Source organism: Kutzneria sp. NPDC051319 (genome assembly GCF_040682195.1).
Lineage (GTDB): Bacteria > Actinomycetota > Actinomycetes > Mycobacteriales > Pseudonocardiaceae > Kutzneria.
The window spans coordinates 89,535-114,457 of sequence record NZ_JBFBAM010000023.1 but is presented as its reverse complement, the minus strand read 5'-3'; the positions used below and the strand labels follow the sequence as shown (position 1 = coordinate 114,457).

The window sequence follows — 24,923 nt, the reverse complement described above, 5'->3', positions numbered from 1 at the left end:
GTGGATCCGATTCTGCGGTGGCACGGGCTGGCCAAGGCCGAGCAGCTCAGCGGCATCCGCCGGTCGATCGAGGAGTGGACCGAACGCGAAGGCCTGTCGCTGGACCTGTCGCAGATGGTGGCGCTGGCCGTGTACGAGGCCATGGCCAACGTCGTGGAGCACGCCTACCGCGACGACGGGATCGGCACGCTCGACGTGGAGATGCGCCGGGACCGGGACGCCGTGCTGGCCGTGGTCGCCGACGAGGGCCACTGGCACGTCAGCACGCCCGAGGAGCAACATCACCGCGGTCGCGGCCTTGAGCTGATAGAGCGGCTCGCCGCCCAGGTCACGGTGCTGCCGTCGAACACCGGCACCCGGGTCCGCATGCGCTGGCCGGTCGAGCCGAAGGACGGGCGCCTGGGCTTCCTGGACGCCGTCACGGACGCCGGCCTGGCCCGGCTGAGCACCGAGGTGGTGCTGCGTGAGCTGCTGGTCCGCATCCACGAGCTGCTGTCGGTGGACACCGCCACGGTGCTGATCTACGACCGGTCCGGCGACCACCTCGTCGCGGGCGCGTCGGTGGGCGTGGAGCAGCAGCTTCGCCGGCTGACGCGGATCCCGTCGGGGGTCGGCCTGGCCGGGCGGGTGGTCGAGACCATGGAGGCGCAGGTCACCGATCGGGTGGACGAGACGACCGTCGAGACGCCGCTGCTGTGGGAGAGCGGTGTCACCGCACTGCTGGGTGTGCCCATGATCGCCGCCGGCGCGCTGGTCGGCGTGCTGCGGGTGGGCGTGATCGGCGACCGGACGTTCACCGCCGAGGAGATTCTCCTGCTGCAGGTGGCCGCCGACCGGCTGGCCCTGGCCGTGCAGGCGCAGGCCTCCAACGCGGAGAGCAGCGCGACCACGGCGCTGCAGCGCAGCCTGCTGCCCAGCCGCCTCCCGTCGGTGGCCGGCCTGGACTTCGCCGGCCGCTACGTCCCCGGCGCCGACCTGGGCGTCGGCGGCGACTGGTACGACGTGTTCCCGCTGTCCGGCGGCCGCATCGGCATCGTCATCGGCGACGTCGCCGGGCACGGGTTCGCCGCGGCGGTGGTCATGGGGCGGCTGCGCAGCGCGCTGAGAGCCTACGCGCTGGACAACGACGAGCCCGAGATCGTGATGGACAAGCTGGACCGCAAGGCCAGCCACTTCGAGGCCGGCGTGATGGCCACCGTGGCCTACGCCGTCGTCGAGCCGGCCCAGGGGCGGCTGACCCTGTGCCTGGCCGGTCACCTGCGGCCGGTGCTGGCCGTGCCCGGCCACGCCAGCCGCTTCGTGGACGCGGTCGTCGACCCGCCGATCGGCTTCTCGCTCAGGGGACGCCGCCGTCGCAGCCAGGTCATCCAGGTGCCGCCGGGCGCGACCCTCTGCTTCTACACCGACGGCCTCGTGGAGCGCCGGGACCGGCCCATCGACGCCGGGCTGGCCGAGCTGCTGGACGCCGTCGCGGCCGTGCCGTCCGAGACGGTCTGCGTCGAGCTGATGGCCGAGTTCGTCGAGGGCCAGTCCACCGCCGACGACATAGCCCTGCTGGTCATGCACCACACGGTGCCCAGCTAGCCTTTCTGGGGCTGCACCGTGTATTTCGGGTCTTCCGCCGACTGCACACCGGCATGGAACACTCCGAGCCTGGTGCAGGCCGAGCCGGCGAGCATGGCGGCGCCGCCGATCACGGCGGCCACGCGGCTGCGCCGGCCGAGCAGTGCGCCGACGGCCGCGCCGCCGATGGTGAGCACCTCGGCCGCCTTGAGCAGCGGGCCGGCCTTGCCCTGGTGATGGGTCTCGGCCACCATGCCCAGCCGCTGTCGCATCTGGTGCATGGCCACGGTTTCCAGTGCCGCCCCGAACACGCCCGCCCGCCGGGCCGGGCCGGCCTCGGCCGTGCTGGCGGCGATCATGCCGAGGCCGGCGGCGGCCGTGGCCGCCGAGCCGACGAAAACGAACGGCATCTCGCGGTAGCCGCCGTGCCAGGCCGGCGTGGCCGTGTCGGAGATCAGCACCGCCGTGTACGAGGCGATCGCCGGACCCAGCAGGCCCGCGCCGATCGTGGCCGCCTTGCCGATGCCGGGGAACAGGCCGGTCACCGCTGTCGCCGCCGCGATGCCGGCGGCCGGGCCGTAGCCGGCGAGCAGCCACGAGCCGACGCTCATCGGCGAGGTCGGCTTGACCACCCTGAGCATGTTGACGAATCGCTCCGGTTTGCCGAGGTCGTGCACCAGCGCCGCCGCCGACGCGGAGATGGCCCCGAGCGCGGCGATCTTGCCGGCCCGGGCCAACCCTGGTCGTGCCGTGAGCTCGGCCCCGGCGGCGAGCACCGAGGAGGCGCCGGCCAGGCCGCCGAGGAACAGGTAGCCGCCGATGTCCAGCGGAGACCAGACCGGGGCCTTGACCACCGGCTTGCCGTAGTAGGACTCGAACTTGGGCCCGTTGCCCTTCATCGCCTGCCCCCGAAGAATGTCGCCGCCAGTCCGACGAGGAGGGTCGCCGCCGCGACGCCCGCGTGCTTCCACATCGACGGCAGATCCCTGGTCGTGACCACGGGATTCGGCGGCAGGCCGTACACCTCCGGCTCGTCGAGCAGCAGGAAGAACGCGCCCGCCCCGCCGACGCCGTCGTTCGGGTCCTCGCCGTACAGCCGCGCCGCGTCGACGCCCTGCGCCCGCAGCTCCTCGACCCGATGCGCGGCGCGTTCCCGCAGCTCGTCCAGCTCGCCGAACTGGATGGAGTCGGTCGGGCAGGTCTTGGCGCAGGCCGGTTCCTGCCCGGCACCGAGCCGGTCGTAGCACATGGTGCACTTGAACACGCGGCCGTCGTCCGGACGCTGGTCGATCACGCCGTAGGGGCAGGCCGGCACGCAGTACCCGCAGCCGTTGCACACGTCCTCTTGCACGACCACGGTCCCGAACTCGGTGCGGAACAACGCGCCGGTCGGGCACACGTCCAGGCAGGCGGCGTGTGTGCAGTGCTTGCACACGTCCGAGGACATCAGCCACTGGAAGTCCGGAGTGGACTGTCCGACTGTCGGCATGCCCAGATCCACCTTGGGTTTCTCGGCGGCCGGCTTCTCGATGAACGCCACGTGCCGCCAGGTGTCGGCGCTGAGGCCGCCGGTGTTGTCGAAGGAGTTGCCGGTGAAGTTCAGGCCGTCCTCGGGGACGGCGTTCCACTCCTTGCACGCCACCTCGCACGCCTTGCACCCGATGCAGACGCTGGTGTCGGTGAAGAATCCCATCCGGGGCTGCGCTTGCATGCTCACACCTCCATGCCGGTGCGGTCGGTGATGCCCGCTCGCCGCTGGTACTCGCGGACGAGCTCGACGCGAGCCGGCCCGCGAGGTCGTCGCCCGGGCCGGATGTCCGCGGTCAGCGCCTTGTCCTCCTGGATGTGGGCGTTGGGGTCCAAGGCGATCGCGGTCAGCTCGTTGGCGGCGTCGCCCGTCGCGAGCCCGTTGGGGCCCCAGTGATAGGGCAGGCCGATCTGGTGCAGGGTCCGGCCCTGCACGGTCAGCGTCGGCACCCGGTCGGTGACCATCACCCGCGCCTCGATCGCGTTGCGGGCGGTGACGATCGTGGCCCAGCCGCCGTGGTCGAGGTTGCGCTCACGAGCCAGTTCCGGCGACACCTCGCAGAAGAACTCCGGCTGCAGCTCGGACAGGTACGGCGTCCACCGGCTCATGCCGCCGGCGGTGAAGTGCTCGGTCAGGCGGTATGTCGTGACCACGTAAGGGAAAACCGGTGATCCGGTGGGATGGTAGCGGTTGTGCTCGCCGTCGAACACCAGCCGGCTCGGCCCGCGCTGCTGCGTGTAGAGGGCGTTGACGAACGGCGAGTCCTGCGGCTCGTAGTGGGTGGGCAGCGGGCCGTCGTCCAGTCCGGCCGGGGCGTAGAGCCAGCCCTTGCCGTCCCCCTGCATGATGAACGGATCCTTGCCGCTGAGGGCATCCGAGCCCCGCGCGTCCTCGTCCGGCTCGTAGTCCGGCTTCTTGTCGGCGTCGAAGTCCGGGACATCGTGCCCGGTCCACTTCTCGCCGTCCCACCACACCAGGCTCTTGCGTTCGCTCCACGGCTTGCCGTCCGGATCGGCCGACGCCCGGTTGTAGAGGATGCGGCGGTTGGCCGGCCAGGCCCAGGCCCATTCCGCGGCGATCCAGTCCTGCTCCTGGCCGGGTTTGCGGCGGGCCGCCTGGTTGACGCCGTCGGCGTGGACGCCGCAGTAGATCCAGCAGCCGCACGTCGTGGAGCCGTCGTCCTTGAGCTCCTTGTACGAGCCCAGATGCTTGCCGTCGGCGTCGAAGCCGTTGATCTCGGCCAGCACCGCGGCGGCATCCGGTTCGTCGAGCTCGCCGACCACCGGGTAGTCCCAGGTCAGGTCGAGAATCGGCCGGTCCTTGGGATCCGTCGAGCCGGCCAGCTTCTCGCGGATGATCCGTCCCAGGTGGAACATGAACCACAGGTCGCTGCGGGCGTCGCCGGCGGGCTCGACGGCCTGCTCGTGCCACTGCACCCAGCGGTTGGTGTTGGTGAAACTGCCGGACTTCTCGGTGTGCGAGGCCGCCGGGAAGAAGAACACCTCGGCGCCGATGTCCTCGGTGCGCAGCTCGCCGGTCTCGATCTCCGGGCCGTCCTGCCACCAGGTGGCGCTCTCGATCAGCGAGAAGTCCCGCACCACCAACCAGTCCAGGTTGGCCATGCCCAGCCGCTGCATCTTGGCGTTGGCCGAGCCGACGGCCGGGTTCTCGCCCATCAGAAAGTAGCCCTTGCAGTTGCCGGCCAGCTGCTCCATCACGGTGTCGTAGTGGGCGTGCGAGCCGGTGATCCGCGGCAGGTAGTCGAAGCAGAAGTCGTTGTCCGCGGTGGCCTTCTCGCCCCACCAGGCCTTGAGCAGGCTCACCAGGTACGAACGCATGTACGCCCAGTACCCGGTCTCGGCGGCGTCGGCCTCGACGAAGTCGTCCAGCGTCTCGTTGGCGTGCGCGTGCGGCATCGGGATGTAGCCCGGCAGCAGGTTGAACAGGGTCGGGATGTCGCTGGAGCCCTGGATGCTGGCGTGACCGCGCAGGGCCTGGATGCCGCCGCCCGGCCGGCCGATGTTGCCCAGCAACAGCTGCAGGATCGAGGCCGTGCGGATGTACTGCGAGCCAACGGTGTGCTGTGTCCAGCCGACCGCGTAGGCGAAGGCACTCGTGCGGTCGCGACCGGAATTCTCGGTCAGCGCGTCGCAGACGGCCTGGAACTTCTCGACCGGCGTGCCGCAGATCTCGGCGACGAGCTCGGGCGTGTAGCGGGCGTAGTGGCGCTTGAGGATCTGGAAGACGCAGCGGGGGTGTCGCAGCGTCGGATCGGTCTTCGGCTTGCCGCTCAGGCCGACGCCGCCGGAGCCCCGGCCCTCGGCCTTGCCGGCGTGGTGCTGGCTCTCCCCGCCGGTGCTGTGCTCCTCGTAGCCCTCGTCGCGATCGCCGGTGGCGGCGACCATCTCGACACCCTCGTACTGCCAGGTGTCGAAGTCGTAGTGCCGGGTCTCCTCGTTGAAGCCGGAGAACACGCCGTCGAGATCCTCGGTGTCGCGGAAGTCCTCCCGCACGATCGAGGCGGCGTTGGTGTAGTTGACCACGTAGTCGTGGAAGTACTTGTCCGTGGTGAGCACGTGGTTGATGACGCCGCCGAGGAAGGCGATGTCCGTGCCCGGCCGGATCTGGACGTACAGGTCGGCCAGCGCGCTGGTGCGGCTGAACCGGGGGTCCACGTGGATCACCTTGGCCCCGCGCGCTTTGGCCTCCATCACCCACTGGAAGCCGACCGGGTGGGCCTCGGCGAAGTTCGAGCCCTGGATGACGATGCAGTCGGAGCGCTGCAGATCCTGGAGGAACATCGTCGCGCCGCCGCGGCCGAAGGAGGTGCCGAGGCCGGCCACCGTCGCGCTGTGGCACACGCGCGCCTGGTTCTCCACCTGCACCACGCCCAGTGCGGTGAACAGCTTCTTGATGAGGTAGTTCTCCTCGTTGTCCAGGGTCGCGCCGCCCAGGCTGGCCAGCCCCATCGTGCGGGCGACCCGGACGCCGTCCTGCTCGTCCTGCCAGCCCTGCTCCCGGGCCTTGAGCACCCGCTCGGCGACCATCTCCATGGCCTGGTCGAGCGGGATCTCCTGCCAGTCCGCCGCATGCGGGGGCCGGTACAGCACCTGGTGCCGGCGCGACTCGCCGGTGGTCAGCTGCAGGCTCGCCGCCCCTTTCGGACACAACCGGCCGCGGCTGACCGGGGAGTCGGGGTTGCCCTCGATCTGCACGACCTTGTCGTCCTTGACGTACACGTTCTGGCCGCAGCCGACCGCGCAATACGGACAGACCGACTTCACCACCCGGTCCGCCGTCGCCGTCCTCGGCGTCAGGTTCTCGGTCGTGGGCGAGGTGACCGCCCTGCCCCGGCCCAGCGGGTCGTCGCCGCGGAGCTGCCGGTACACCGGCCAGGACTCGATCCATCGACGCACCGTCGGCTCCTCGGGGTCGACAACAGGTGCTCCCGGCTACCCAGTTCCCCAGCCGTCTAAGCGGCGTGGACGGCGGCGTTGCCGGCCCAGTCGGCCAGGACCGGGCCCAGCGCCGCGTAGACCTCGGGGTCGAGCCCCATACCCATGTGCGTGCTGCGGACCTCGACGCACCGGGCATACGGGTCCATGCACAGCCGCCACGGGGCGATCCCGTCGTTGCGGGAGTAGAACGCCACCGCCGGCACCTCGAGCGGCGCCCTCAGCGCATCCGAGTGCAGCGTGTAGCAGTCGCCCCGGAAACAGTCGTTGTCGAGCAGGCCTTTCACACCGAGCTCGGTCAACCTCGCCAGCAGCCGGGCCACCGTGATCACGCCCAGCTTGGCTCCGAGCAGGTCCAGCACCGGGCTGCCGAGCATGACCAGCCCCCGCACCAGTTCCGGCCGACGCACCGCCACCAGTCGGGCCAGCGCGCCCCCGCGGCTCTGTCCCAACAGGACAACCTTGCCGCCGGTGGTCCGCACGTGCTCCTCGACCCGCCGCTCGACCTGGTCCACCAGCGTCGACGTGCAGCCCAGGTTGAGCCCGATCCGGGCCGGCGCCGGCACGAAACCCCGAGCCCCCAGCCATCTCCTGGTCAGCGACAGGCTTCGATCGCCCGCCCCGAATCCCGGCACCAGCAGCACCCCCTGCCCGCCACCGAGATCCGGGTTCACCGTGCGCCAGGCCGGATGCCCCAGCAGGGCCGGCATGCCCAGCATCGCCACGACCACCTGCTCACGCGCGTAACACCGCGCCAGTTGTCCGAGCTCGCTGATGTCCATGTCGCTGAGTACCCGGGTTTTAGCCCGATTGAACCGACTCAACCCTGAGACTGGTGGGTCGGTCGGCCGACATGTGGCCCACGGTCGAGCGGCCGCAGCGGATGGCTGTCGACGGCCGCGCCGGTCCGCAGGCCGGCGGCCATCTCGGCCAGCACCTCGTGCGCGTCGTGCTCGGGACGCCAGCCCAGCACGCGGCGAGCCCGATCCGTGTCCACCAGGGCCGCCTGGTCGGCCAGCGCCAGCCAGCCCGGGTGCAGCGGTTGCAGCCCCAGCCGCCAGCCCAGCCACGCCCCGGCCCGGCTCGGCCCGCGCGGCACCGGGATCCGCGGCCCGCCACCGAACGGCCGGGCCAGCTGGGCCCCGGTCAGCACCGGCTCCGCGGCCAGATTGAAGGCCCCGCCCGCGCCGCGCGCCACGATCGCCCTGATCGCGGCGGCCACATCGGCGGCGTGCACCACCTGGGCGCGCAGGCCGGTCCACCACGGCAGCGGCAGCCACCGTCGGCCCAGCAGGCTTTTCGGCAGCAGCGGGCTCAGCGTCCACCGCGCGAACTCAGACCCGGCATCATGCTGGAGGATCGCGCACGGCCGAAGCCGAGCAACCGTCACCTCCGGCTGCCGGGCCTCGAACTCGTCCAGCATCCGCTCCAGCACCACCTTGCCCCGGCTGTACGCGCTGGCCGGAATGCCCTGGCGGGGCCAGTTCTCGTCCACCCTCGCCCACCGGTGCGGCGCCTCGTACGCCGCCACCGAGGATGCCGCCACGAGGTGCGGAACGTGCGCCTTCGCCATGGCCGCCAGCAGGTTCTCCGTGCCCGACACGTTCGTCCGGTGCATCGGCGGATCCTCCCGCTCCGGATGGATCGCCCAAGCCAGGTGCACCACCGCGTCCGCCCCCTCGAACAGCTCCGCCAGCCGCCCCACCGCGCCGCGCTCCCCGATGTCGCACGTCACCCAGTCCGCCCGGTCGTACGGCGGTCCGTCGGGTCGGTGCCGGGCGACGCCCGTCACCCGCCAATTCTCTCGGCGCAGCACCCGCAACAGTGCTGTGGCCACGTTGCCGCTGGCTCCCGTCACCACGATGTGCACGGCGGTGAATACCCGCTCCCCGGTCACGTACGCCGGGTTGCCGGAAAATCCGCGGCCATGAACGGTATGCGCCCGTCCTTCCACCACGACGAGCACTACCGGCCGCCGGTGTGGCCCCGTTCTGCCGGGCCGAACCGGGCGGTTCGACGCCGCCGTAGCGGGCATCCGGGGTCCGTGTCCGATCGAAGCATGCCCGTGGTGCCCGACCTGGCCGGGCTGGTGGATTTGGTGCGCAGCGTCAACGACGACCTGTACGTACGGTGGTCGCACGGCCCCGACGTCGACGGCGACGGCATGTCCAGTCGGGACGGCCTGACCGGCGTGCCGCTGCCGGGGCTGTCGGCGAACCCGCTGCGGGTGGAGCCGTGGTGGGGCGACCGGTCGCTGCGGCTGTGGCTGGCCCGCCGGCTCTACGACTACCGGCACCTCCGCGACCTGCGCGGGCCCGGGGTGCGACCGTGGGTGCTGGCGGCGACCGAACGCGGGCGCGGCCCGGACAACGAGCCGCTGGTCGTGGACGTTCGGCCGCTCGCGTGGATCGACGATGCCGTGCTGGCCGAGTGTGAGCAGGAGGTCGCCAGCCAGCACTCCGCCGAGTGGGGGCCGCTGGACCGGCGCTCCTGAGTTTGGCGGTGCGTCACCGGGGAATCCCCGGCCGTGACGGAGTCAGCTGACGGCGTGGTGACCAGTGCGGGCCACAACGGGTTGGTCGCCGCGCACCTGCTGGCTGACGCCGGATGGCAGGTCATGGTGCTGGAGGCGGCCGATCAGCCCGGTTGGCCGTCCGCACCGCGGAGTTCGCGGCGCCCGGCTACAGCGACCTGTGTAGTGCCTTCTTCCCGATGACCGCCTCGCCCGTGTTCGCCCAGCTCGACCTGGAGCGGCACGGCCTGACCTGGCGGCACGCGCCCGACGTCGTGGCGCACCTCCTGCCGGACGGCCGCAGCGTGGTGCTGTCCCGTGACGTTGAGCGGACCGCGCGGTCGGTATCTGAGTTCGCGCCGGGCGACGGCGATGCCTGGCTTCGCATGTACGACCAGTGGAGCCGGATGCGGGATCCGTTCCTGGACGCGCTGTTCCGGCCGTTCCCCCGGTCCGCACCGGCCTACGCCTGCTGCGCCGCATGGGTGCCGTGGAAGGCCTGCGCCTCGCCCGGATGGTGACCCTGTCGGCCCGCATCTCGGTCCAGTCGTTGACCTGCAACGGCCACAGCCCCCCGCTGTGGTGGATCCGCGCCCCCGCCGCGGGCCAGCCCGGATCGACCTCGCGGACATGGGAGTTGCCGACCACCCAGCCGGCATAGGACCAACCGTCGGCGAGCACCGCGAACACCTGCTCCGGGGACACCTCGACCGTCCTGCTGACTTCCGTCATGCCGTCGGAGTGCCCGGCGACGGGCCGGTGAACAGGTGGGCGTCACATGCCGGCGGCCGCGACGGAACCGACGACCAGCTGCCGCGGAATGTCGTGCAGAACCGGTCGGTCGCCCAGGGAGATCGGTTGCAGCGGCAGGAAACCGCGGGCATCCCAGACGGCGTGGCACAACACCACGCCCTCCCGTAGCGCCCAGGGGCACACGTCCACCGAGGACAGCTTGAACCGGCTCATCGCGGCCTGCGCGACCATCGCGCCGGCCACCACCTGTCTGGCACGGGACCGGGACACGCCACGCAGGTCGGCCCGTTCGGCCGCCGGCGTGCGGGCCAGTCGGGGCACCCACCTCGCGACATCGTCGACGGTCAGGCGGCGCCGGACGAACGGACCGCGCCGCTGCGCCGGGGCGCCGGCCAGCCGGGCCAGCTGCTTGAACGTCTTCGAGGTGGCCACCGCCTGGTTCGGCGCGCCCTCCCAGGCCAGCCGGTCGGCGACCTCGCCCAGCTCGTCCCGGATGTGGCCGCGGAGCCGGCGCAGCTGTTTGTCCGACGGCAGGTCGTCGGGCAGGAACCGCCGGGTCAGCCGGCCCGCGCCGAGCGGCAGCGACACCACCAGGTCCGGCCGCACGCCCGTGCCGTACACGATCTCCATCGAACCGCCGCCGATGTCCAGCACCAGCAGCCGGCCGGCCGACCAGCCGTACCAGCGACGGGCGGCCAGATAGGTCAGGCGGGCCTCGTCCTCGCCGCTGAGGTACTGCGGCCGGACACCCGTCTCGCCCTCGATCCGGCCCAGCACCTCGTCCCGGTTGGCGCAGTCGCGGACGGCTGAGGTGGCGAACACGTAGAGCTTGTCCACCGCCGACCGCTGGGCCACGTCGAGGCATCTGCCCACCGCCTCGGCCGCCCGTCTCACGCCTTGCCGGTCGATCGCGCCGTCCGGCGTGAACGACTCCGCCAGCAGCGTCGGCTCCTTCACCGCGTAGGCGGGCAGCGGCGGGCCGCCGGCGACGATGTCCACCACCTGCAGTTGCGCCGAGTTCGACCCGATGTCCAGCACGCCCAGTCTCATTGCCCTGGCTACCCCGCCGTCGATATTCCGAACCGACGGTGAAACCGCCGGTCCGCGGGGTTTATTCACAATTGGTTTGGGTAGGCGCGTTGCCAGTGCTCATCGGTGGTCCTACCGTGGGCAGCGGTTGAGAAAGCAGCCGACGTGGCACGCATGCGTCCGGCTTCGGGCTGCGTCTTCATCCTCTAGGGAAGCGATGCCCATGCCAGCGATGCCCGTCACCACCCCGATCTCCGTGAGCACCGAACGCATCGGCACGATCGCCGTCGTGCACCTGTTCGGGGAGCTCGACCTCGCCACTGTGGAGCAGGTGGAGCAGGCGGTCACGGCGGCCGCCGAGGACGTGTCCGCCCTGATCCTAGACCTGGAAGGCCTCAGCTTCCTGGCCTCCACGGGCCTCAGCCTGCTGGCCCGCTGGTCGCAGCGGGCCGAGGAGGAGAGCTTCGGCCTGCGCATCGTCGCCGCCCGCCGGCAGGCATTGCGGCCGCTGCAGATCACCGGGCTGGACAGCGTGCTGACCATCGACGCCACCGTGGACGAGGCCCTGGTCGCCCTGCCCCGCCGCGCCGGCTGAGGCCGGCACGGGCCGAAAAGCGGGCGTCGAGGCGCGCGGCGATGCAGAATTCGTGACATGTGCGGTCGATACGCCAGTGCCCAGACCGACGCCGAGCTGGCGAAGGCGTTCGAGGTCGTCGACGTGATCGGCGAGGAGCCCGAGCCGTCGTGGAACGTCGCGCCCACGCAGCAGGTCCGGGCCGTCCTGGAGCGCGCCCCGAAGGACGAGCCGGCGGTCCCCGCCACACGGCTGCTGCGGTCGGTGCGGTGGGGCCTGGTGCCGTCGTGGGCCAAGGACGTCAAGATCGGCAGCAAGATGATCAACGCCCGGGTCGAGACGCTGCTGGCCAAGCCGGCCTTCAAGTCGGCGGCCAAGCGCCGACGCTGCGTCATCCCGGCCGACGGCTACTTCGAGTGGATGAAGATCGACAACCGGAAGGTGCCGTTCTTCCTGCACGCCGGCGACGGGCAGCCGCTGGCCATGGCCGGCCTGTACGAGCTGCGCCCCGATCCCGACCTGCCCGAGGACCACCCGGACCGGTGGCTGTGGACCTGCACGGTGATCACCACCACCGCCGCCGACACCCTCGGCCACATCCACGACCGCAGCCCGCTGCTCATTCCTGCCGGCGACCTGCTCGACGCCTGGCTCGACCCGAAGCTGGACGAGGTCGACGACGTGCAGGCGCTGATCAACAGCCTGCCCGAGCCGCACCTGGAGCCCTACGAGGTGTCCACGGCCGTCAACAGCGTGCGCAACAACGGGCCGCACCTCGTCGACCCGGTGACCGCCTGATCCTTGCCCGAGAGTGCACCTGGACCGGGAGCAAGATCCCGGCCGTGGTGAAGGAAGCTCTGCTGGAGCGCGTGCGAGCTGGCACACCAGGGGTGTAGTTACAGGTCGAAGGCCACCGGATGGCGCGGCTGGTACAGCAGGATGCCCCCGGCCCCGGGCACCTTCAGCGCGACGGTGCGGCCGAAGGCACGGGTCTCGACGGGGCCGGCGAACTCGGCGCCGCGGGCGGCCAGTTCGGCCATGGTCTGGTCGAGGTCGTCGCACATCAGGGAGATCTCGTGGCTGGGCGGCCCGGGATGGACGCCGAGCTCCGACGGCCCGGTCCGGAAGATCAGCCAGCCCTCGTGGGCGTCCACGTGGGGCCAGGCCAGCACGTCCCGGAAGAAGGCGCGGGCGGCGTCGGGGTCGTCGGCGTACACCAGGGTGTGGACCGCGGTAATCATGGCGCCGAGCGTACTGCTGTCCGATCGGGGCGCAAGTGGTCGGATCAGGCAAGAGTCAGGCAGGATCGATCTTACGTTTCCGCTGGTCAGACTGTGAGGATTGGGTTGTCCGAATAACGCAGGAGGCAACCCCATGAACGTCCTTCACGGATTTCACGCGACGATGACCGCCCGCCCGGGCCGGGGCGACGAGGTGGTGCGGGTGCTGCTCGACGCGCCCTCGATGCCGAACGAGGACTGCGTGGTGTTCCTCGTCTGCCGCTCGGCCGAGAACCCGGACACCATCAGCGTGACCGAGGGCTGGACCAGCCAGGAAGCGCACAGCCGGTTCTTCGCCGGTGAAGCCGCTCAGCATTTCGTCGAGCGGCTGCAACCGTTGCTGGAGGGGGAATCCCGGTACACCGACGAGGTCCCCGTCGGCGGCAAGGCGGCGTTCTGACATGGCGACCCGACCCGATCTCGACCCGGAGCTGGCCGCGCTGCTGGCCGACATGCCGCTGCGGACCACCCTGGACAACGAGACCCTGCGCCAGATGAGGCCGTACTCGGCCGGACCGATCGACGTGATCCTCGACGGCAGAAAGATCGACCGACAGGATCGCCCCGACATCCCGCTGTCGATCTTCACACCGGCGGAGAAGGCGGCGAAAGCGCCCTGCGTGTACTGGCTGCACGGCGGCGGCATGGTGATGGGGGACCGGTTCTCGCAGATCGACATCCCCCTGGACTGGCTGGACGAGTTCGGCGCGGTGGTGGTCACCGTCGACTACCGCCTGGCCCCGGAAGCCACGGGCACGACCCCGGTGGAGGACTGCTACCGAGGCTTGGTCTGGACGGCGGAGCACGCCGACGAGCTGGGCATCGACCCCGACCGGATCATCGTCGCCGGCACGAGCGCGGGCGGCGGCCTGGCCGCCGGCGTGACGCTGATGGCCCGCGACCGGCAGGGCCCGGCCATCGCCGCGCAGGTGCTGATCTGCCCGATGCTCGACCACCGCAACGACACCGCCTCCAGCCGCCAGTACTCCGGGGATCCGGGCGTGTGGACGCGGGAGATGAACGCCTTCGGCTGGAACGCGGTCACCGACGGCGCCGACCCCGTGCCCGCCTATGTCTCCCCGGCCAGGGCCGACGACCTGAGCGGCCTGCCCACCACGTACATCGACGTCGGCACGGCCGAGGTCTTCCGCGACGAGGACGTCGACTACGCCACCCGCATCTGGGCGGCCGGCGGCCAGGCGGAGCTGCACGTGTGGGCCGGCGGCTTTCACGGCTTCGACGCCCTCTACCCGAAGGCCCAGCTCTCGCGGGAAGCCCGCGAGACCCGCACCCGGTGGCTGGCCCGAACCCTCACGCCAGCGTCTTGGTGATCACCTCGTGCATGGCCGGCGACACCGAGGACGGCCCGTCCTCGTCGCCGGCCGACGGGGCCACCCGCTCCAGCCCCAACGCCAGCCCGAGCACGCGGCTGCGCACGGAATCCACCACCTTGGCCACGGAGTCGCCGGCCAGCCGGGTCTCGGCGGCGGCGATGGTGTGCCCGGGCTCCACGTCCAGGCCGCCGATGTCGATCAGCCGGTTGATCAGGTCGATCTGCACCCCGCCCCACGGCCGCACCAAAGGCGCTCCAGCCCGCACGAGGTCGTCGAGGTGGTCGACCGGGTCGACGACGGCCACCTCGTACACCCGCATCAGCCGGGAGTCCCGCAGCTCCTCGGCGAACGCGCTCTGCGGCAGCGGCGCCATCCCGGGCGTCACCCCGCCGGGGGTGCGGCGGTAGCGGACGTGCGCCTCGCAGCGGTACGGACCCCGGTAGGACGGCAGCCGGCCGTCCTCGGGGTAGCCGGAAAGCTCCCGGTCGGCCCAGGCCTCCAACTCGGCGGACCCGATCCGCCGAGCGAGGAGGCGGACGCCGCGCAGCACGTCCGCTGTGCTGGGAACCTGGCGGGCGGCGTCGATCAGCATGTCCAGGAATCCCACGGGTCGAGTGTCGCGGCCCGGTCGGTCCCCTGTCATCCTCCGTCCAGTCGTCGACCCCTGCCTCCCTTTCGGTCAGGAAGTGTCCTGATCACCGCTCGCCCAGCCCGAGCTCGGCGTAGTCGACGAGGGGCCGCGTCCCCGGCGGCAGCTCCGAGCGCCGGACCGGGTCGGCGACGAAGGCCACGATGGCCAGCCGCAAGGCCCGCACGGCCCGGGTGGGGTCGACGTCCTTGCGGTACGCCAACTGCACGATCCGGGTCATGCCGGCGTCGGCGGCGAACCGGGTCATCCGGAACCGCCCGCCGACCACGGTGCTGGGCACGACGGCCGCCCCGACGCCGGCCCGCACGAGTTCGAGCACGGCGTCCATCTCCCCGCCCTCGATGGCGAAGGAAGGCTCGAATCCGGCGTCACGGCAGGCGTTCACGGTGACTTCGCGCACGTCGTAGCCCCGCCGGAACATCACCAGCGGCACGTCGACCAGCTCCCGCACGTTCAGCCGGGTCGAGGTCGACTCCCGAGCGGTGCCGGCGGAGATCAGGACCAGCTCCTCCAGCAGCAGCTCCGTCGTCGACAGCTGGTGATCGCCGGCATGGCGGGGGCCGGCCAGCAGGGCCAGATCCAGCGCACCCTCGGACAGCCGCTGTCGGAGGTCGCCGGAGCCGCTTTCGTGCAGCTCCAACTGAATCCCGGGGTAGCGGCGGCGGAAGGCCGACAGGATCGCCGGCAGCAGGCCGGTGCACAGGCTGGGCGGCGCGCCGAGGCGGACCCGGCCGCGCTCCAGCTCGTCCAGCTCCCGGATGGCCCGCCGGGCGCCCTCGATCTCGGCCAGGATCCGCCGCGCGATCGGCAGCAGCGTCTCGCCGGCCTCGGTCAGCGACACGTTGCCGCGGATGCGGTGGAACAGCGGCGCTCCCAGATCGTGCTCAAGGGCCCGGATTTGTTGGGACAGCGAGGGTTGCGCGACCCGCATGTGCTCGGCGGCCCGGGTGAAGTGCCGGTGCTCGGCGACCGCGACGAAATAGGCGAGCTGCTGGAACTGCATGGCCCGATGATAGCTGTTGCCTCTGAAGACGACAGTTATGATGTCTTTGACCTCTGTAAATCGGCGGCCTAGCGTCGAGGACGTGGTCATTGATGCGGCGCAGCGGCGCGTCGGACGGGAACGACGCCCGGCCGCCCGGCAGTTCTGGGACTCGACGATCGGCAAGAAGATCGTCATGGCGGTGACGGGCGCGGCCCTGCTCGGGTTCGTGTTCGCGCACATGGTCGGCAACCTCAAGACGTTCTTCGGCGCGAACGACCTCGACGCGTACGCGCACTGGCTGCGCACCCTCGGCGAGCCGGTGCTGCACTACGAGTGGTTCCTGTGGATCATGCGCGCCGGCCTGGTCGTGGCCGTGGTGTTGCACATCACCGCCACCGTGCAGCTGGTCCGCCGCGACCACCGGGCCCGTCCCGTCCGCTACGCCCATCGCCGCCCGGTCAAGGCCACCTTCGCCGTGCACACGATGCGCTGGGGCGGCGCCACGCTGGCGGTGTTCGTCGTCTGGCACATCCTCGACCTGACCGTGGGCCAGGTGAACCAGGACTTCGTGGCCGGCGACCCGTACCACAATCTCGTGGCCGACTTCAGGGTCTGGTGGGTCAATGTGATCTACCTGGTCGCGCTGGCCATGCTGGGCCTGCACATCGACCACGGCTTCGCCAGCGCCGCCCGCACGCTGGGCATCACCAGCGTCACCAGGGAACGGGCGCTCAAGGTCTTCGGCCGCGCGACGGCGATCCTCACCACGGCCGGCTTCGCGGTGGTCCCCATCGCCGTCATGACGGGATTGGTGCGCTGACATGTATCTCGACGGCAACGCGGTCACCGACGCGAAAGCCCCGGCCGTCCCGCTGGAGAAGCGTTGGGACGAAAGGAAGTTCCAGGCCCGGCTGGTCAACCCGGCCAACCGCCGCAAGCACCGGGTCATCGTCGTCGGCACCGGGCTGGCCGGCGGCTCGGCCGGGGCGACGCTGGCCGAGCAGGGCTACCACGTGATCCAGTTCTGCTTCCAGGACTCCCCGCGCCGCGCCCACTCCGTGGCGGCGCAGGGCGGCATCAACGCCGCCAAGAACTACCGCAACGACGGCGACTCCGTCTACCGCCTGTTCTACGACACGGTGAAGGGCGGCGACTTCCGCTCCCGTGAGTCCAATGTGTACCGACTGGCCAAGGTCTCCGAGCAGATCATCGACCAGGCGGTGGCCCAGGGCGTGCCGTTCGCCCGCGAGTACGGCGGACTGCTCGACACCCGGTCGTTCGGCGGCGTGCAGGTGCAGCGCACCTTCTACGCCCGTGGGCAGACCGGCCAGCAGTTGCTGATGGGAGCGTACCAGGCGCTGTCACGGCAGATCGACGCCGGCAATGTGGAGCTGCACGCCCGCACGGAGATGCTCGACCTGATCGTGGTGGACGGCAAGGCCCGCGGCATCGTGGCCCGCGACCTGATCACCGGCGAGATCAGCACCCACCTGGCCGACGCCGTGGTGCTGGCCAGCGGCGGCTACGGGAACGTGTTCTACCTTTCCACGAATGCCAAGGGCTCCAACGCGACCGCGATCTGGCGGGCCCACAAACGGGGCGCCTACTTCGCCAACCCGTGCTTCACCCAGATCCACCCGACCTGCATCCCGCGCTCCGGCGAGCACCAGTCGAAGCTGACGCTGATGAGCGAGTCGCTGCGCAACGACGGCCGGATCTGGGTGCCCAAGCGGCAGGCCGACACCCGGCCGCCGCGGGAGATACCCGAGCACGAGCGGGACTACTACCTCGAACGCCAGTACCCCAGCTTCGGCAATCTGGTGCCACGGGACATCGCTTCTCGCGCTGCCAAGAACATGTGCGACGCGGGCTACGGGGTCGGCCCCGGCGGGCTCGGCGTCTACCTCGACTTCGCCGACGCCATCGAACGCCTGGGCCGGCCGGCCATCGAGGCCCGCTACGGCAACCTGTTCGACATGTACCGGCAGATCACCGCCGAGGATCCGTACCAGGTCCCGATGCGGATCTACCCGGCCATCCACTACACCATGGGCGGCCTGTGGGTGGACTACGACCTCCAGAGCACCGTGCCCGGGCTCTTTGTCATCGGTGAGGCCAATTTCTCCGACCACGGCGCGAACCGGCTCGGCGCCTCGGCGCTGATGCAGGGCCTCGCCGACGGCTACTTCGTGCTGCCGGCCACGCTCAACGACTACCTCGGCGGCGCGAAGCTGGACACCGTGGCCCCCGACAGTGACGAGGTCGTCGCCGTCGAGACGCAGGTCCGGGAGCGCATTCAGAAGCTCTTGCGGGTCAACGGAAAGCGGTCGGTCGACTCCTTCCACCGCGAGCTCGGCGTGCTGATGTGGGACCACTGCGGCATGTCCCGCAACCGCGAGGGCCTGACCAAGGCGCTGGAACGCGTTCCCGAGCTGCGCGCCGAGTTCTGGCGGGACGTCCGCATCCCCGGCACGGCGACCGAGCTGAACCAGGAGCTGGAGAAGGCCAACCGGGTCGCCGACTTCCTCGAACTGGCGGAACTGCTGCTGATCGACGCCCTGCACCGCGAGGAGTCGTGCGGCGGGCATTTCCGCGAGGAACACCAGACGCCCGAGGGCGAGGCCCGGCGCGACGACGAGCGCTTCTCGTACGTCGCCGCGTGGGAGTACGGGGACCAACCCGTGCTGCACCGCGAGGAACTAGCCTTCGAGCACGTCCACCCCACCCAGCGGAGCTACACGTGAAACTCACCGTCCGTATCTGGCGGCAGTCCGGCCCACAGGCCGACGGCCGCCTGGTCAGCTACGCCGTCGACGAGGTCAGCCCGGACATGTCCTTCCTGGAGATGCTCGACGTCCTCAACCAGGACCTCATCGCCGACGGCGAGGAGCCGGTGGCCTTCGACCACGACTGCCGCGAGGGCATCTGCGGCTCCTGCGGCGTCGTGATCAACGGCCAGGCCCACGGTCCCGAGCGCACCACCTCCTGCCAGCTGCACATGCGCTCCTTCCGCGACGGCGACACCATCGACGTGGAACCCTGGCGGGCCAAGGGATTCCCCGTGGTCAAGGACTTGGTGGTGGACCGCTCGGCGCTGGACCGGATCGTGCAGGCCGGCGGCTACGTCACCGCCCCCACCGGCAGCGCCCCCGACGCCCACGCCACGCCGGTGCCCAAGCCGGACGCCGACATCGCCTTCGACAACGCCACCTGCATCGGCTGCGGCGCCTGCGTCGCCGCCTGCCCCAACGGCTCGGCGATGTTGTTCACCGCGGCCAAGGTGACGCACCTGAGCGTGCTGCCGCAGGGACAGCCGGAACGGGCGCGGCGGGTGCTGGACATGGTCGAGACCATGGACGACGAGGGCTTCGGCGGCTGCACCAACACCGGCGAGTGCGTGGCCTCCTGCCCGAAGGGCATTCCCTTCGCCAGCATCGCCACCCTCAACCGCGAGTTCCGCAAGGCCGCTCGGAGCCGCTGAGTCGTCCGCTTGTGGGATGTCTGGACATGGTCACGCCCGCCCCGGGAGAATGCGTTCGGGGGGTGGGGGAGTGCCACGTCGTGAGCAGCCGCTGCGGCTCGGGGAAGAGTCGCTGCTGGCCTTCGCGGCCGATCTGCGCGCACTGCGGACCAAGGCGGGCAGTCCGGCCTACCGTGAGCTGGGCCGTCGGGTGCACTACTCGGCGGCGACGCTGTCCGAGGCCGCCTCGGGACGGAAGTTGCCCAGCCTGCCGGTGACCCTGGCCTACGTGCGTGGCTGCGATGGCGACGTGCCGGCCTGGGAGCAGCGCTGGCGTGAGCTGGCGGCGGAGCTGGCCGACGAGCCGGCCGAGGCCGAGGCGGACGAGCAGGAGCCGCCGTACATCGGGCTCAGCGCCTTCCAACCGGAGCACGCGGGCACGTTCTTCGGGCGTACCCGGCTGATCGAGGAGGTGCTGGCCCGGCTGGCCGCGAACCGGCTGGTGGGGGTGTTCGGCCCGTCCGGCGCCGGCAAGTCCTCGCTGCTGCGGGCGGGCGTGATCGCCCGGTGGCGGGGGGAGGCGCGCAGCGTCGTGCTGTTCACCCCTGGCGAACACCCGTCGGCACGGCTGGACTCGCTGCCGGCGACCGAGGGCGAGACGCTGATCGTGGTGGACCAGTTCGAGGAGGTCTACACCCGCTGCCAGGACCCCGCCGAGCGGGCCGAGTTCATCGCGCGGCTGGTGGGCCTGGCCGACGACGCCGGCGGCCAGTGTCGCGTGCTGCTGGGGGTGCGGGCGGACTTCTACGGCCACTGCATGGATTCTCCCGACCTGCTGGCCCACCTGCGGGACGCTCAGGTCGCGGTCGGGGCGATGACCACCGAGGAACTGCGCGAGGTCATTGTCGAGCCGGCCGTCCGCGCCGGGGCCCGCGTGGAAAGCGCGCTGCTCACGGCGCTGGTGGCCCAGGTCGCCGGGCACGCCGGCCTGCTGCCGCTGTTGTCCCACGCGCTGCTGGAGACGTGGCGACGGCGTCGCGGCAACATGTTGACACTGAGCGGATTCGAGGCCGCGGGCGGCATCGAGGGCGCGCTGGCCAAGACCGCCGAGGACGTGTACGCCGAGTTCGAGCCGGAGCAGCAACTGTTGGTGCGGCGGCTGTTCCTGCGGCTGACCGCGGTCGGGGACGGCGTCGGCGACGCCAAGGCCCGGGTCGCCCGTGACGAGCTGGACGGCGACCCCGACCTGTCGTTCGTGCTCGAACGACTGGCCGCGGCCCGGCTGGTCATGCTGGACAAGGACTCGGTCGAGATGACCCACGAGACGCTGCTGTGGTCCTGGCCGCGGCTGCGCCGGTGGCTGGCCGAGGACCGTGACGGCCGCCGCGTGCACCGGCAGCTCACCGAGGCGGCCAACACCTGGGAGTCGCTCGACCGCGACCCCGGCGCGCTCTACCGGGGCATCCGGCTGGAGTCCGCGCGGGAATGGGACGGCCGCACGAGCGAGGGGCTGACCGTGCGGGAACGGCAGTTCCTCGACGCCAGCCTCGCCGCCCGTGAACAGGAGCTGTCCCGCGAGCGGCGGCAGCGCCTCCGCCTGCGGCAGCTGGTGGCCGTGCTGTCGGTGCTGCTGCTGGTGGCCGTCGCGGCCGGTGTCTACGCGTTCCGATCCGAGCTCAACTCCGCCCAGGACCGAAACGTCGCCGTGTCGCAGCGGGTGGCGATCGAGGCGACGAGGGAGCGGGCGGCCAATCCGGGGCTGGCGGCCCAGCTGGCGCTGGCGGCGTATCGGATCTCGCCGACGGCGGAGGCCCGCGGCGCGCTGCTGAGCACCCTCGGCGCCCCGTACGCCACGCAGTTGTACGGCCACCGGGGCGCGGTCGGCGGCGTGGCCTATTCGGTCGACGGCAAGCTGATGGCCAGCGCCAGCATGGACAACACGATCCGGCTCTGGGACGTCCGGGACCGCCGCCACCCCAAGCTGATCACGACCCTGGTCGGGCACATCCGCGGCGTGAACGCCCTCGTGTTCGGGCCCGGCGTGCTGGCCAGCGTCAGCTGGGACGACACCCTGCGGATCTGGGACGTCCGCGATCCCGCGCACGTGGGCCATCCGATCACCCTCACCGGCCACAGCGACGCCGTGAACGCCGTCGCGATCTCCGCCGACGGCAAGCTGCTGGTCACCGGCAGCACCGACCGCACCGCGCGGGTCTGGGACCTGAGCGACCCTGAACACCCGGCCCCGCTGGGGGATCCGATCGCCCACGCCGACACCGTGCTGTCCGTGGCGTTGCGGCGGGACGGAAAGCTGCTGGCCACCGCCGGCAGCGATGGCACGATCCGGTTGTGGGACATGACCGATCCGCGCCATCCGGTCGCGGTCGGCGCCCCGCTGACCGGCCATGTCGGCCTCGTCGACTCGATCGCCTTCAGCCCGGACGGACGTTCCCTCGTCAGCGGCGGGGCCGACCAGACGCTGCGGCTGTGGGACGTCGCCGATCCGGCCCACGCCACCCAGAAGACGTCCAACTTCACCCGCGCCGCCGAGATCCGCGCGGTCGCCTTCGCCCCCGACGGGCGGACCGTGGCCACCGCCAGCACCGACCGCACGGTCCGGCTGTGGACAGTGGGCCCGGCGGAGCTGGCCGAGCTCGTCACGTTCACCGGGCACACCGGCGCCGTCTTCAGCGCCGCGTTCAGCCCCGACGGGCGCACCCTGTCCACCGGCGCCGACGACCACACCATCCGGCAGTGGGACGTGGGCGGCTCGCTGCTCGACGGGCACACCAACGCCGTCTACCACGTGGCACTGTCCCCGAACGGCAAGGCGGTCGCGACCGCCGGCTACGACGGCACCGTCCTGGTGCGCCCCCTCGGCGACCACAACCAGCCGGGCGAGCCGACGGTGCTCGACGCGCACCACGGCCCGGTGAACTCCGTCGTGTTCTCGCCGGACGGCCGGACCATGGCCTCGGCCTCGGCGGATCACACCGTGCGCTTCTGGGACACCCACGACCTGGGGCACATCACCCCGCTCGGCCAGCCGGTGGCCGGGTTCACCGACGCCGTCAACACCGTCGCCTACAGCCGGGACGGCAAGCTGCTCGCCGCCGGCGGCAGCGACCGCGTGGTGGTGCTGCTGGACATGAGCGACCCGCGGTCGCCGCACGTCGTCACCACGCTGCCCGTGCCCAACGGCATCGACGAGCTCGCGTTCAGCGCGGACGGGCGCCGGCTCGCCGTCGGCACCGACTTCGACGGCGCCGTTCGAACCTGGGATATCGCCAACCCCGCGCACCCGACGGAGTCCGTGCAGGTCGGCACGCACGAGGGCTTCGTCAAGTCGGTGGCGTTCAGCCCCGACGGGCACTTCCTGGCCAGCGGCGGCGCCGACGCCACCGTCCACCTGTGGGACCTGGACGACCCCGCCGACAAGATCGATCCCATCGTGCACCCCGACGTCGTCTTCTCCGTCGCCTTCAACGGCGACGGCACCGTGCTGGCCTCCGCCGGCGCCGACGGCCGGGTCCGGCTGTGGGACGTCCACGACCCCCGGCATCCCGCCGCCCTGGCCGAGCTCGACGCCCACACCGAACGCGTCTACTCCGTCGCCTTCGGGCCCGACGGCCACACCCTGGCCAGCGGCAGCCAGGACCACACCGCCCGCCTGTGGGACATCGACCCCACCGTCGCCGCCGGCCGCGTCTGCGCCCTGGCCGACCCGCCGCTGGGCCACGTCGACTGGGACCGGTACTTCCCCGGCATCGCCTACGACCCGCCCTGCTGAGGCCGGTGTTCGGCCGTTGTCGTAAGGCGGCCGACCAGGCCGCCTGAACATCCAGGGACCGGTAGTCAGGAGGGGAGACCTTTCCGGTTCTTGGGGGAAATCCATGTTCACCAGGGAGATCGTGCACGGGACGCCGCACGAGGATCTGGGGCGGGCCGTCACCGGCTACCTCGGGTATCGCACGTTCTGGCCCGGGCCGGCGCAGTGGCAGCTGCTGCCGCGCGGGTTCGTCATGGTGCTGTTCGACCTCGAAGCCCCGCAGCGCTGGGTGCTGCGGGGCCGGTACCAGCGCTGCGACGTCGTGGTGCCGGTCAGCGGCCTGCACGACCGCGTCGTGCGGTTCGCGCAGGCCGGGCGGTACAGCGGCATCGCCGCCTGCCTCAGCCCGACCGCCGCGTTCGCGCTGCTGGGCGTCGAGATGGCCGACTTCGGCCGTCGCTGGGGTGATCTCGTCGACCACCTCGGCTCCGCCGCCCGCGACCTGCTCGGACGGCTGGCCGACGCCGTCGACTGGCCGTCCCGCTTCGCCCTGCTCGACCAGTTCCTGCTCCGTGCCCTTCCCGCACGGCCCGCCGTCGACCTCGCCGGCCGCGCCTGGCAGCGACTGCGATCCGTCGAGGGCGCGCTGTCCGTCTTCGCGCTGGCCGAGGAGTTCTCGGTCAGCACCCGCACCCTGGAGACCCGCTTCCGTCGTGAGATCGGCGTCTCCCCGAAGAACGCCGCCCGCATCCTCCGTTTCCACCACGCCGCCCGCCTCCTGGAACGGGAGGACGCCGGCCTCACGTGGATCGCCCACGAATGCGGATACACCGACCACGCCCATTTCGCCAAGGACGTCCGCGCCATGGTCGGCTGCACTCCCACCGAGCTTCGATCCAGCCTGCGCGCCTGCGGATTTCTACAAGCCCGAGCCGAGTGAGCCTCGATAGCGTTCATCACATTGGTTCAAAACCTATGAGGGGGAATCACATGCTTCCCGTGAAGACCGCGCTGGCGGCCTCACTTCTCGCGGCCGGCGCCGTGCTGTCGATCGTGCCGTCCGCCTCGGCGGCCCCTGCGCCCGCCCCGAAGGCCCCGGCCGCCAACTGCCAGTTGCTCCGCCACGGCGTCTGGTGGTGCAATGCCCGGAATCCGTTGCCGGTCTTTCGTGACAACGCGCAGATCACCGACACCCCTCTCCGATACATCTCCGGTGGTGGGTTCGAGACCAATTGCATGAACGACGGCGGCAACTACAGCGGCCGGGGTTCGCACCCGAACCGGTGGGAATACACCACCTATGGCGGCGCGGGCGGTTGGGTCGCCGACAGCATGGTCCGCGACGAGACCAACCCCATCCAGGCCTGCCCCTGACATCGGCCAGGCACGGCCTGCCCCGACCGGCTCGCCCCGGTCGGGGCTTCGGCGTGCGCGGCGGGTGAACCGGTCCCACGCTGTGCTCGTGTGTGGAGCAGGGGCACGAAGTGGAGGACGGTCATGATCGGATGGGTGTTGCGGATCGTTGTCGCGGTGGCGCTGCTCGGCTCGGCCGGCGTGCACTACTTCCTGTTCACGCAGGGGTACCCGGGCATCGTCACGCCGCTGTTCCTGCTGAACGCGATCGGCGGGCTGGTGCTGGCGATCGCGGTGCTGGCCTGGCGGCACTGGCTGCCGGCGCTGGGCGCGCTGGGCTTCGGGGTGCTGACGCTGGGCTCCTACGTGCTGGCGGCGACGGTCGGCTTCCTCGGCCAGCACGACGAGTTCAACAGCCAGCCCGAGTACTGGAGCGTGATCACCGAGGTGATCTGCATCCTGGGCGGCATCGCGCTGCTGGCGATGCGCAACCGCGCGGCGGTGGCGGCCGGGGCGCGCTGAGGCGACAACCGGCCGGCCGAGGGTGGCGGAGGGGCGTGCCGCCGCCCTCGGCCCGACATCATCCACAGTGGACTGAGATGGCGGGTCCACGCCGTTAGCCCGTTCGGCTGCTTGTCGTACGCCTTCCCGATGTCGAGACTGTCCAGGTCTGGGGGAT

At 71.3% G+C, this 24,923-nt stretch carries 22 protein-coding genes and 2 pseudogenes; 14 read left to right on the top strand and 10 right to left on the bottom strand.

Features of this window, described 5'->3' with window-relative positions; genetic code table 11:
* Window positions 1–1,584, top strand: a complete 1,584-nt coding sequence (locus AB0M73_RS23775; protein WP_363894044.1) for a SpoIIE family protein phosphatase — start codon at window positions 1–3, stop codon at window positions 1,582–1,584.
* Here the strand turns inward: AB0M73_RS23775 and nrfD are convergent.
* The 5 genes from nrfD to AB0M73_RS23750 are packed head-to-tail and all read right to left on the bottom strand — an operon-like array spanning window position 1,581 to window position 8,443.
* Window positions 1,581–2,462: an NrfD/PsrC family molybdoenzyme membrane anchor subunit gene (nrfD, locus tag AB0M73_RS23770; protein ID WP_363894041.1), complete on the bottom strand. Its 882-nt coding sequence runs from the start codon at window positions 2,460–2,462 to the stop codon at window positions 1,581–1,583. The genes AB0M73_RS23775 and nrfD overlap by 4 nt on opposite strands.
* Window positions 2,459–3,274 carry a 4Fe-4S dicluster domain-containing protein gene (locus AB0M73_RS23765; RefSeq protein ID WP_363894039.1) on the bottom strand — a complete coding sequence of 272 codons (816 nt, stop codon included), beginning with the start codon at window positions 3,272–3,274 and terminating at the stop codon, window positions 2,459–2,461. Before AB0M73_RS23765 ends, nrfD begins: the two co-directional genes overlap by 4 nt.
* Before the next feature lie 2 nt (window positions 3,275–3,276).
* Entirely contained in the window at window positions 3,277–6,507 is a 3,231-nt protein-coding gene (gene fdh, locus AB0M73_RS23760; protein ID WP_363894036.1) for a formate dehydrogenase, read from the bottom strand.
* Between the two features lie 56 nt (window positions 6,508–6,563).
* Window positions 6,564–7,328 carry an alpha/beta fold hydrolase gene (locus tag AB0M73_RS23755; protein WP_363894033.1) on the bottom strand — a complete coding sequence of 255 codons (765 nt, stop codon included), beginning with the start codon at window positions 7,326–7,328 and terminating at the stop codon, window positions 6,564–6,566.
* A gap of 38 nt (window positions 7,329–7,366) precedes the next feature.
* The gene (locus AB0M73_RS23750; protein WP_363894030.1) at window positions 7,367–8,443 is read right to left on the bottom strand and encodes an NAD-dependent epimerase/dehydratase family protein; all 1,077 of its coding nucleotides are present in this window, start codon (window positions 8,441–8,443) and stop codon (window positions 7,367–7,369) included.
* A 162-nt stretch (window positions 8,444–8,605) separates the two neighbouring features.
* Between AB0M73_RS23750 and AB0M73_RS23745 the strand changes: the two genes are divergently transcribed.
* Window positions 8,606–9,040, top strand: a complete 435-nt coding sequence (locus AB0M73_RS23745; RefSeq protein WP_363894027.1) for a DUF6098 family protein — start codon at window positions 8,606–8,608, stop codon at window positions 9,038–9,040.
* A 33-nt stretch (window positions 9,041–9,073) separates the two neighbouring features.
* Window positions 9,074–9,590 (top strand): annotated as a pseudogene (locus AB0M73_RS23740) (NAD(P)-binding protein); the annotation flags it as partial.
* Here the strand turns inward: AB0M73_RS23740 and AB0M73_RS23735 are convergent.
* Window positions 9,587–9,790: pseudogene (locus tag AB0M73_RS23735) on the bottom strand (SRPBCC family protein); the annotation flags it as partial. The pseudogenes AB0M73_RS23740 and AB0M73_RS23735 sit on opposite strands and share 4 nt — an antisense overlap.
* Before the next feature lie 42 nt (window positions 9,791–9,832).
* Window positions 9,833–10,861, bottom strand: a complete 1,029-nt coding sequence (locus tag AB0M73_RS23730; protein ID WP_363894024.1) for a Ppx/GppA phosphatase family protein — start codon at window positions 10,859–10,861, stop codon at window positions 9,833–9,835.
* Window positions 10,862–11,063: 202 nt separating this feature from the next.
* Here AB0M73_RS23730 and AB0M73_RS23725 point away from each other — a divergent pair, with 202 nt between their 5' ends.
* The gene (locus AB0M73_RS23725; RefSeq protein WP_363894021.1) at window positions 11,064–11,435 is read left to right on the top strand and encodes an anti-sigma factor antagonist; all 372 of its coding nucleotides are present in this window, start codon (window positions 11,064–11,066) and stop codon (window positions 11,433–11,435) included.
* A gap of 57 nt (window positions 11,436–11,492) precedes the next feature.
* Window positions 11,493–12,212 carry an SOS response-associated peptidase gene (locus tag AB0M73_RS23720; RefSeq protein ID WP_363894019.1) on the top strand — a complete coding sequence of 240 codons (720 nt, stop codon included), beginning with the start codon at window positions 11,493–11,495 and terminating at the stop codon, window positions 12,210–12,212.
* A gap of 98 nt (window positions 12,213–12,310) precedes the next feature.
* Here the strand turns inward: AB0M73_RS23720 and AB0M73_RS23715 are convergent, their stop codons facing one another.
* Window positions 12,311–12,655 carry a VOC family protein gene (locus AB0M73_RS23715; protein WP_363894016.1) on the bottom strand — a complete coding sequence of 115 codons (345 nt, stop codon included), beginning with the start codon at window positions 12,653–12,655 and terminating at the stop codon, window positions 12,311–12,313.
* A gap of 133 nt (window positions 12,656–12,788) precedes the next feature.
* On the opposite strand from AB0M73_RS23715, the gene AB0M73_RS23710 reads away from it, so the two are divergent.
* Together AB0M73_RS23710 and AB0M73_RS23705 are read left to right on the top strand one after the other, a co-directional pair.
* Window positions 12,789–13,094, top strand: coding sequence for an antibiotic biosynthesis monooxygenase (locus AB0M73_RS23710; protein WP_363894014.1), 306 nt, complete (start codon window positions 12,789–12,791; stop codon window positions 13,092–13,094).
* A gap of 1 nt (window position 13,095) precedes the next feature.
* Window positions 13,096–14,025 carry an alpha/beta hydrolase gene (locus tag AB0M73_RS23705; RefSeq protein WP_363894011.1) on the top strand — a complete coding sequence of 310 codons (930 nt, stop codon included), beginning with the start codon at window positions 13,096–13,098 and terminating at the stop codon, window positions 14,023–14,025.
* On the opposite strand, the gene AB0M73_RS23700 is transcribed toward AB0M73_RS23705, so the two are convergent.
* Both AB0M73_RS23700 and AB0M73_RS23695 read right to left on the bottom strand, forming a co-directional pair.
* Window positions 14,006–14,635, bottom strand: a complete 630-nt coding sequence (locus tag AB0M73_RS23700; RefSeq protein ID WP_363894008.1) for a hypothetical protein — start codon at window positions 14,633–14,635, stop codon at window positions 14,006–14,008. The genes AB0M73_RS23705 and AB0M73_RS23700 overlap by 20 nt on opposite strands.
* A gap of 88 nt (window positions 14,636–14,723) precedes the next feature.
* Complete coding sequence (locus tag AB0M73_RS23695; protein WP_363894005.1) at window positions 14,724–15,680, bottom strand: LysR substrate-binding domain-containing protein; 957 nt, start codon at window positions 15,678–15,680, stop codon at window positions 14,724–14,726.
* Window positions 15,681–15,762: 82 nt separating this feature from the next.
* Between AB0M73_RS23695 and AB0M73_RS23690 the strand changes: the two genes are divergently transcribed.
* The 7 genes from AB0M73_RS23690 to AB0M73_RS23660 all read left to right on the top strand — a co-directional run bounded on the left by AB0M73_RS23690 (window position 15,763) and on the right by AB0M73_RS23660 (window position 24,766).
* On the top strand, window positions 15,763–16,482 hold the full coding sequence (locus AB0M73_RS23690) for a succinate dehydrogenase cytochrome b subunit (RefSeq protein WP_363894003.1): 720 nt from the start codon (window positions 15,763–15,765) through the stop codon (window positions 16,480–16,482).
* Window position 16,483: 1 nt separating this feature from the next.
* Window positions 16,484–18,406 carry a fumarate reductase/succinate dehydrogenase flavoprotein subunit gene (locus AB0M73_RS23685; protein WP_363894000.1) on the top strand — a complete coding sequence of 641 codons (1,923 nt, stop codon included), beginning with the start codon at window positions 16,484–16,486 and terminating at the stop codon, window positions 18,404–18,406.
* A complete protein-coding gene (locus AB0M73_RS23680; RefSeq protein ID WP_363893997.1) occupies window positions 18,403–19,143 on the top strand; it encodes a succinate dehydrogenase/fumarate reductase iron-sulfur subunit in 741 nt (246 codons plus the stop codon). The genes AB0M73_RS23685 and AB0M73_RS23680 overlap by 4 nt, the downstream gene beginning before the upstream one ends.
* Before the next feature lie 70 nt (window positions 19,144–19,213).
* The gene (locus AB0M73_RS23675; protein WP_363893994.1) at window positions 19,214–22,912 is read left to right on the top strand and encodes a hypothetical protein; all 3,699 of its coding nucleotides are present in this window, start codon (window positions 19,214–19,216) and stop codon (window positions 22,910–22,912) included.
* Between the two features lie 103 nt (window positions 22,913–23,015).
* Complete coding sequence (locus tag AB0M73_RS23670) at window positions 23,016–23,831, top strand: helix-turn-helix transcriptional regulator (RefSeq protein ID WP_363893991.1); 816 nt, start codon at window positions 23,016–23,018, stop codon at window positions 23,829–23,831.
* 59 nt (window positions 23,832–23,890) lie between these two features.
* Window positions 23,891–24,265 carry a hypothetical protein gene (locus AB0M73_RS23665; protein ID WP_363893988.1) on the top strand — a complete coding sequence of 125 codons (375 nt, stop codon included), beginning with the start codon at window positions 23,891–23,893 and terminating at the stop codon, window positions 24,263–24,265.
* A gap of 123 nt (window positions 24,266–24,388) precedes the next feature.
* Window positions 24,389–24,766 carry a hypothetical protein gene (locus AB0M73_RS23660; RefSeq protein ID WP_363893985.1) on the top strand — a complete coding sequence of 126 codons (378 nt, stop codon included), beginning with the start codon at window positions 24,389–24,391 and terminating at the stop codon, window positions 24,764–24,766.
* The last annotated feature ends 157 nt before the right edge of the window (window positions 24,767–24,923 follow it).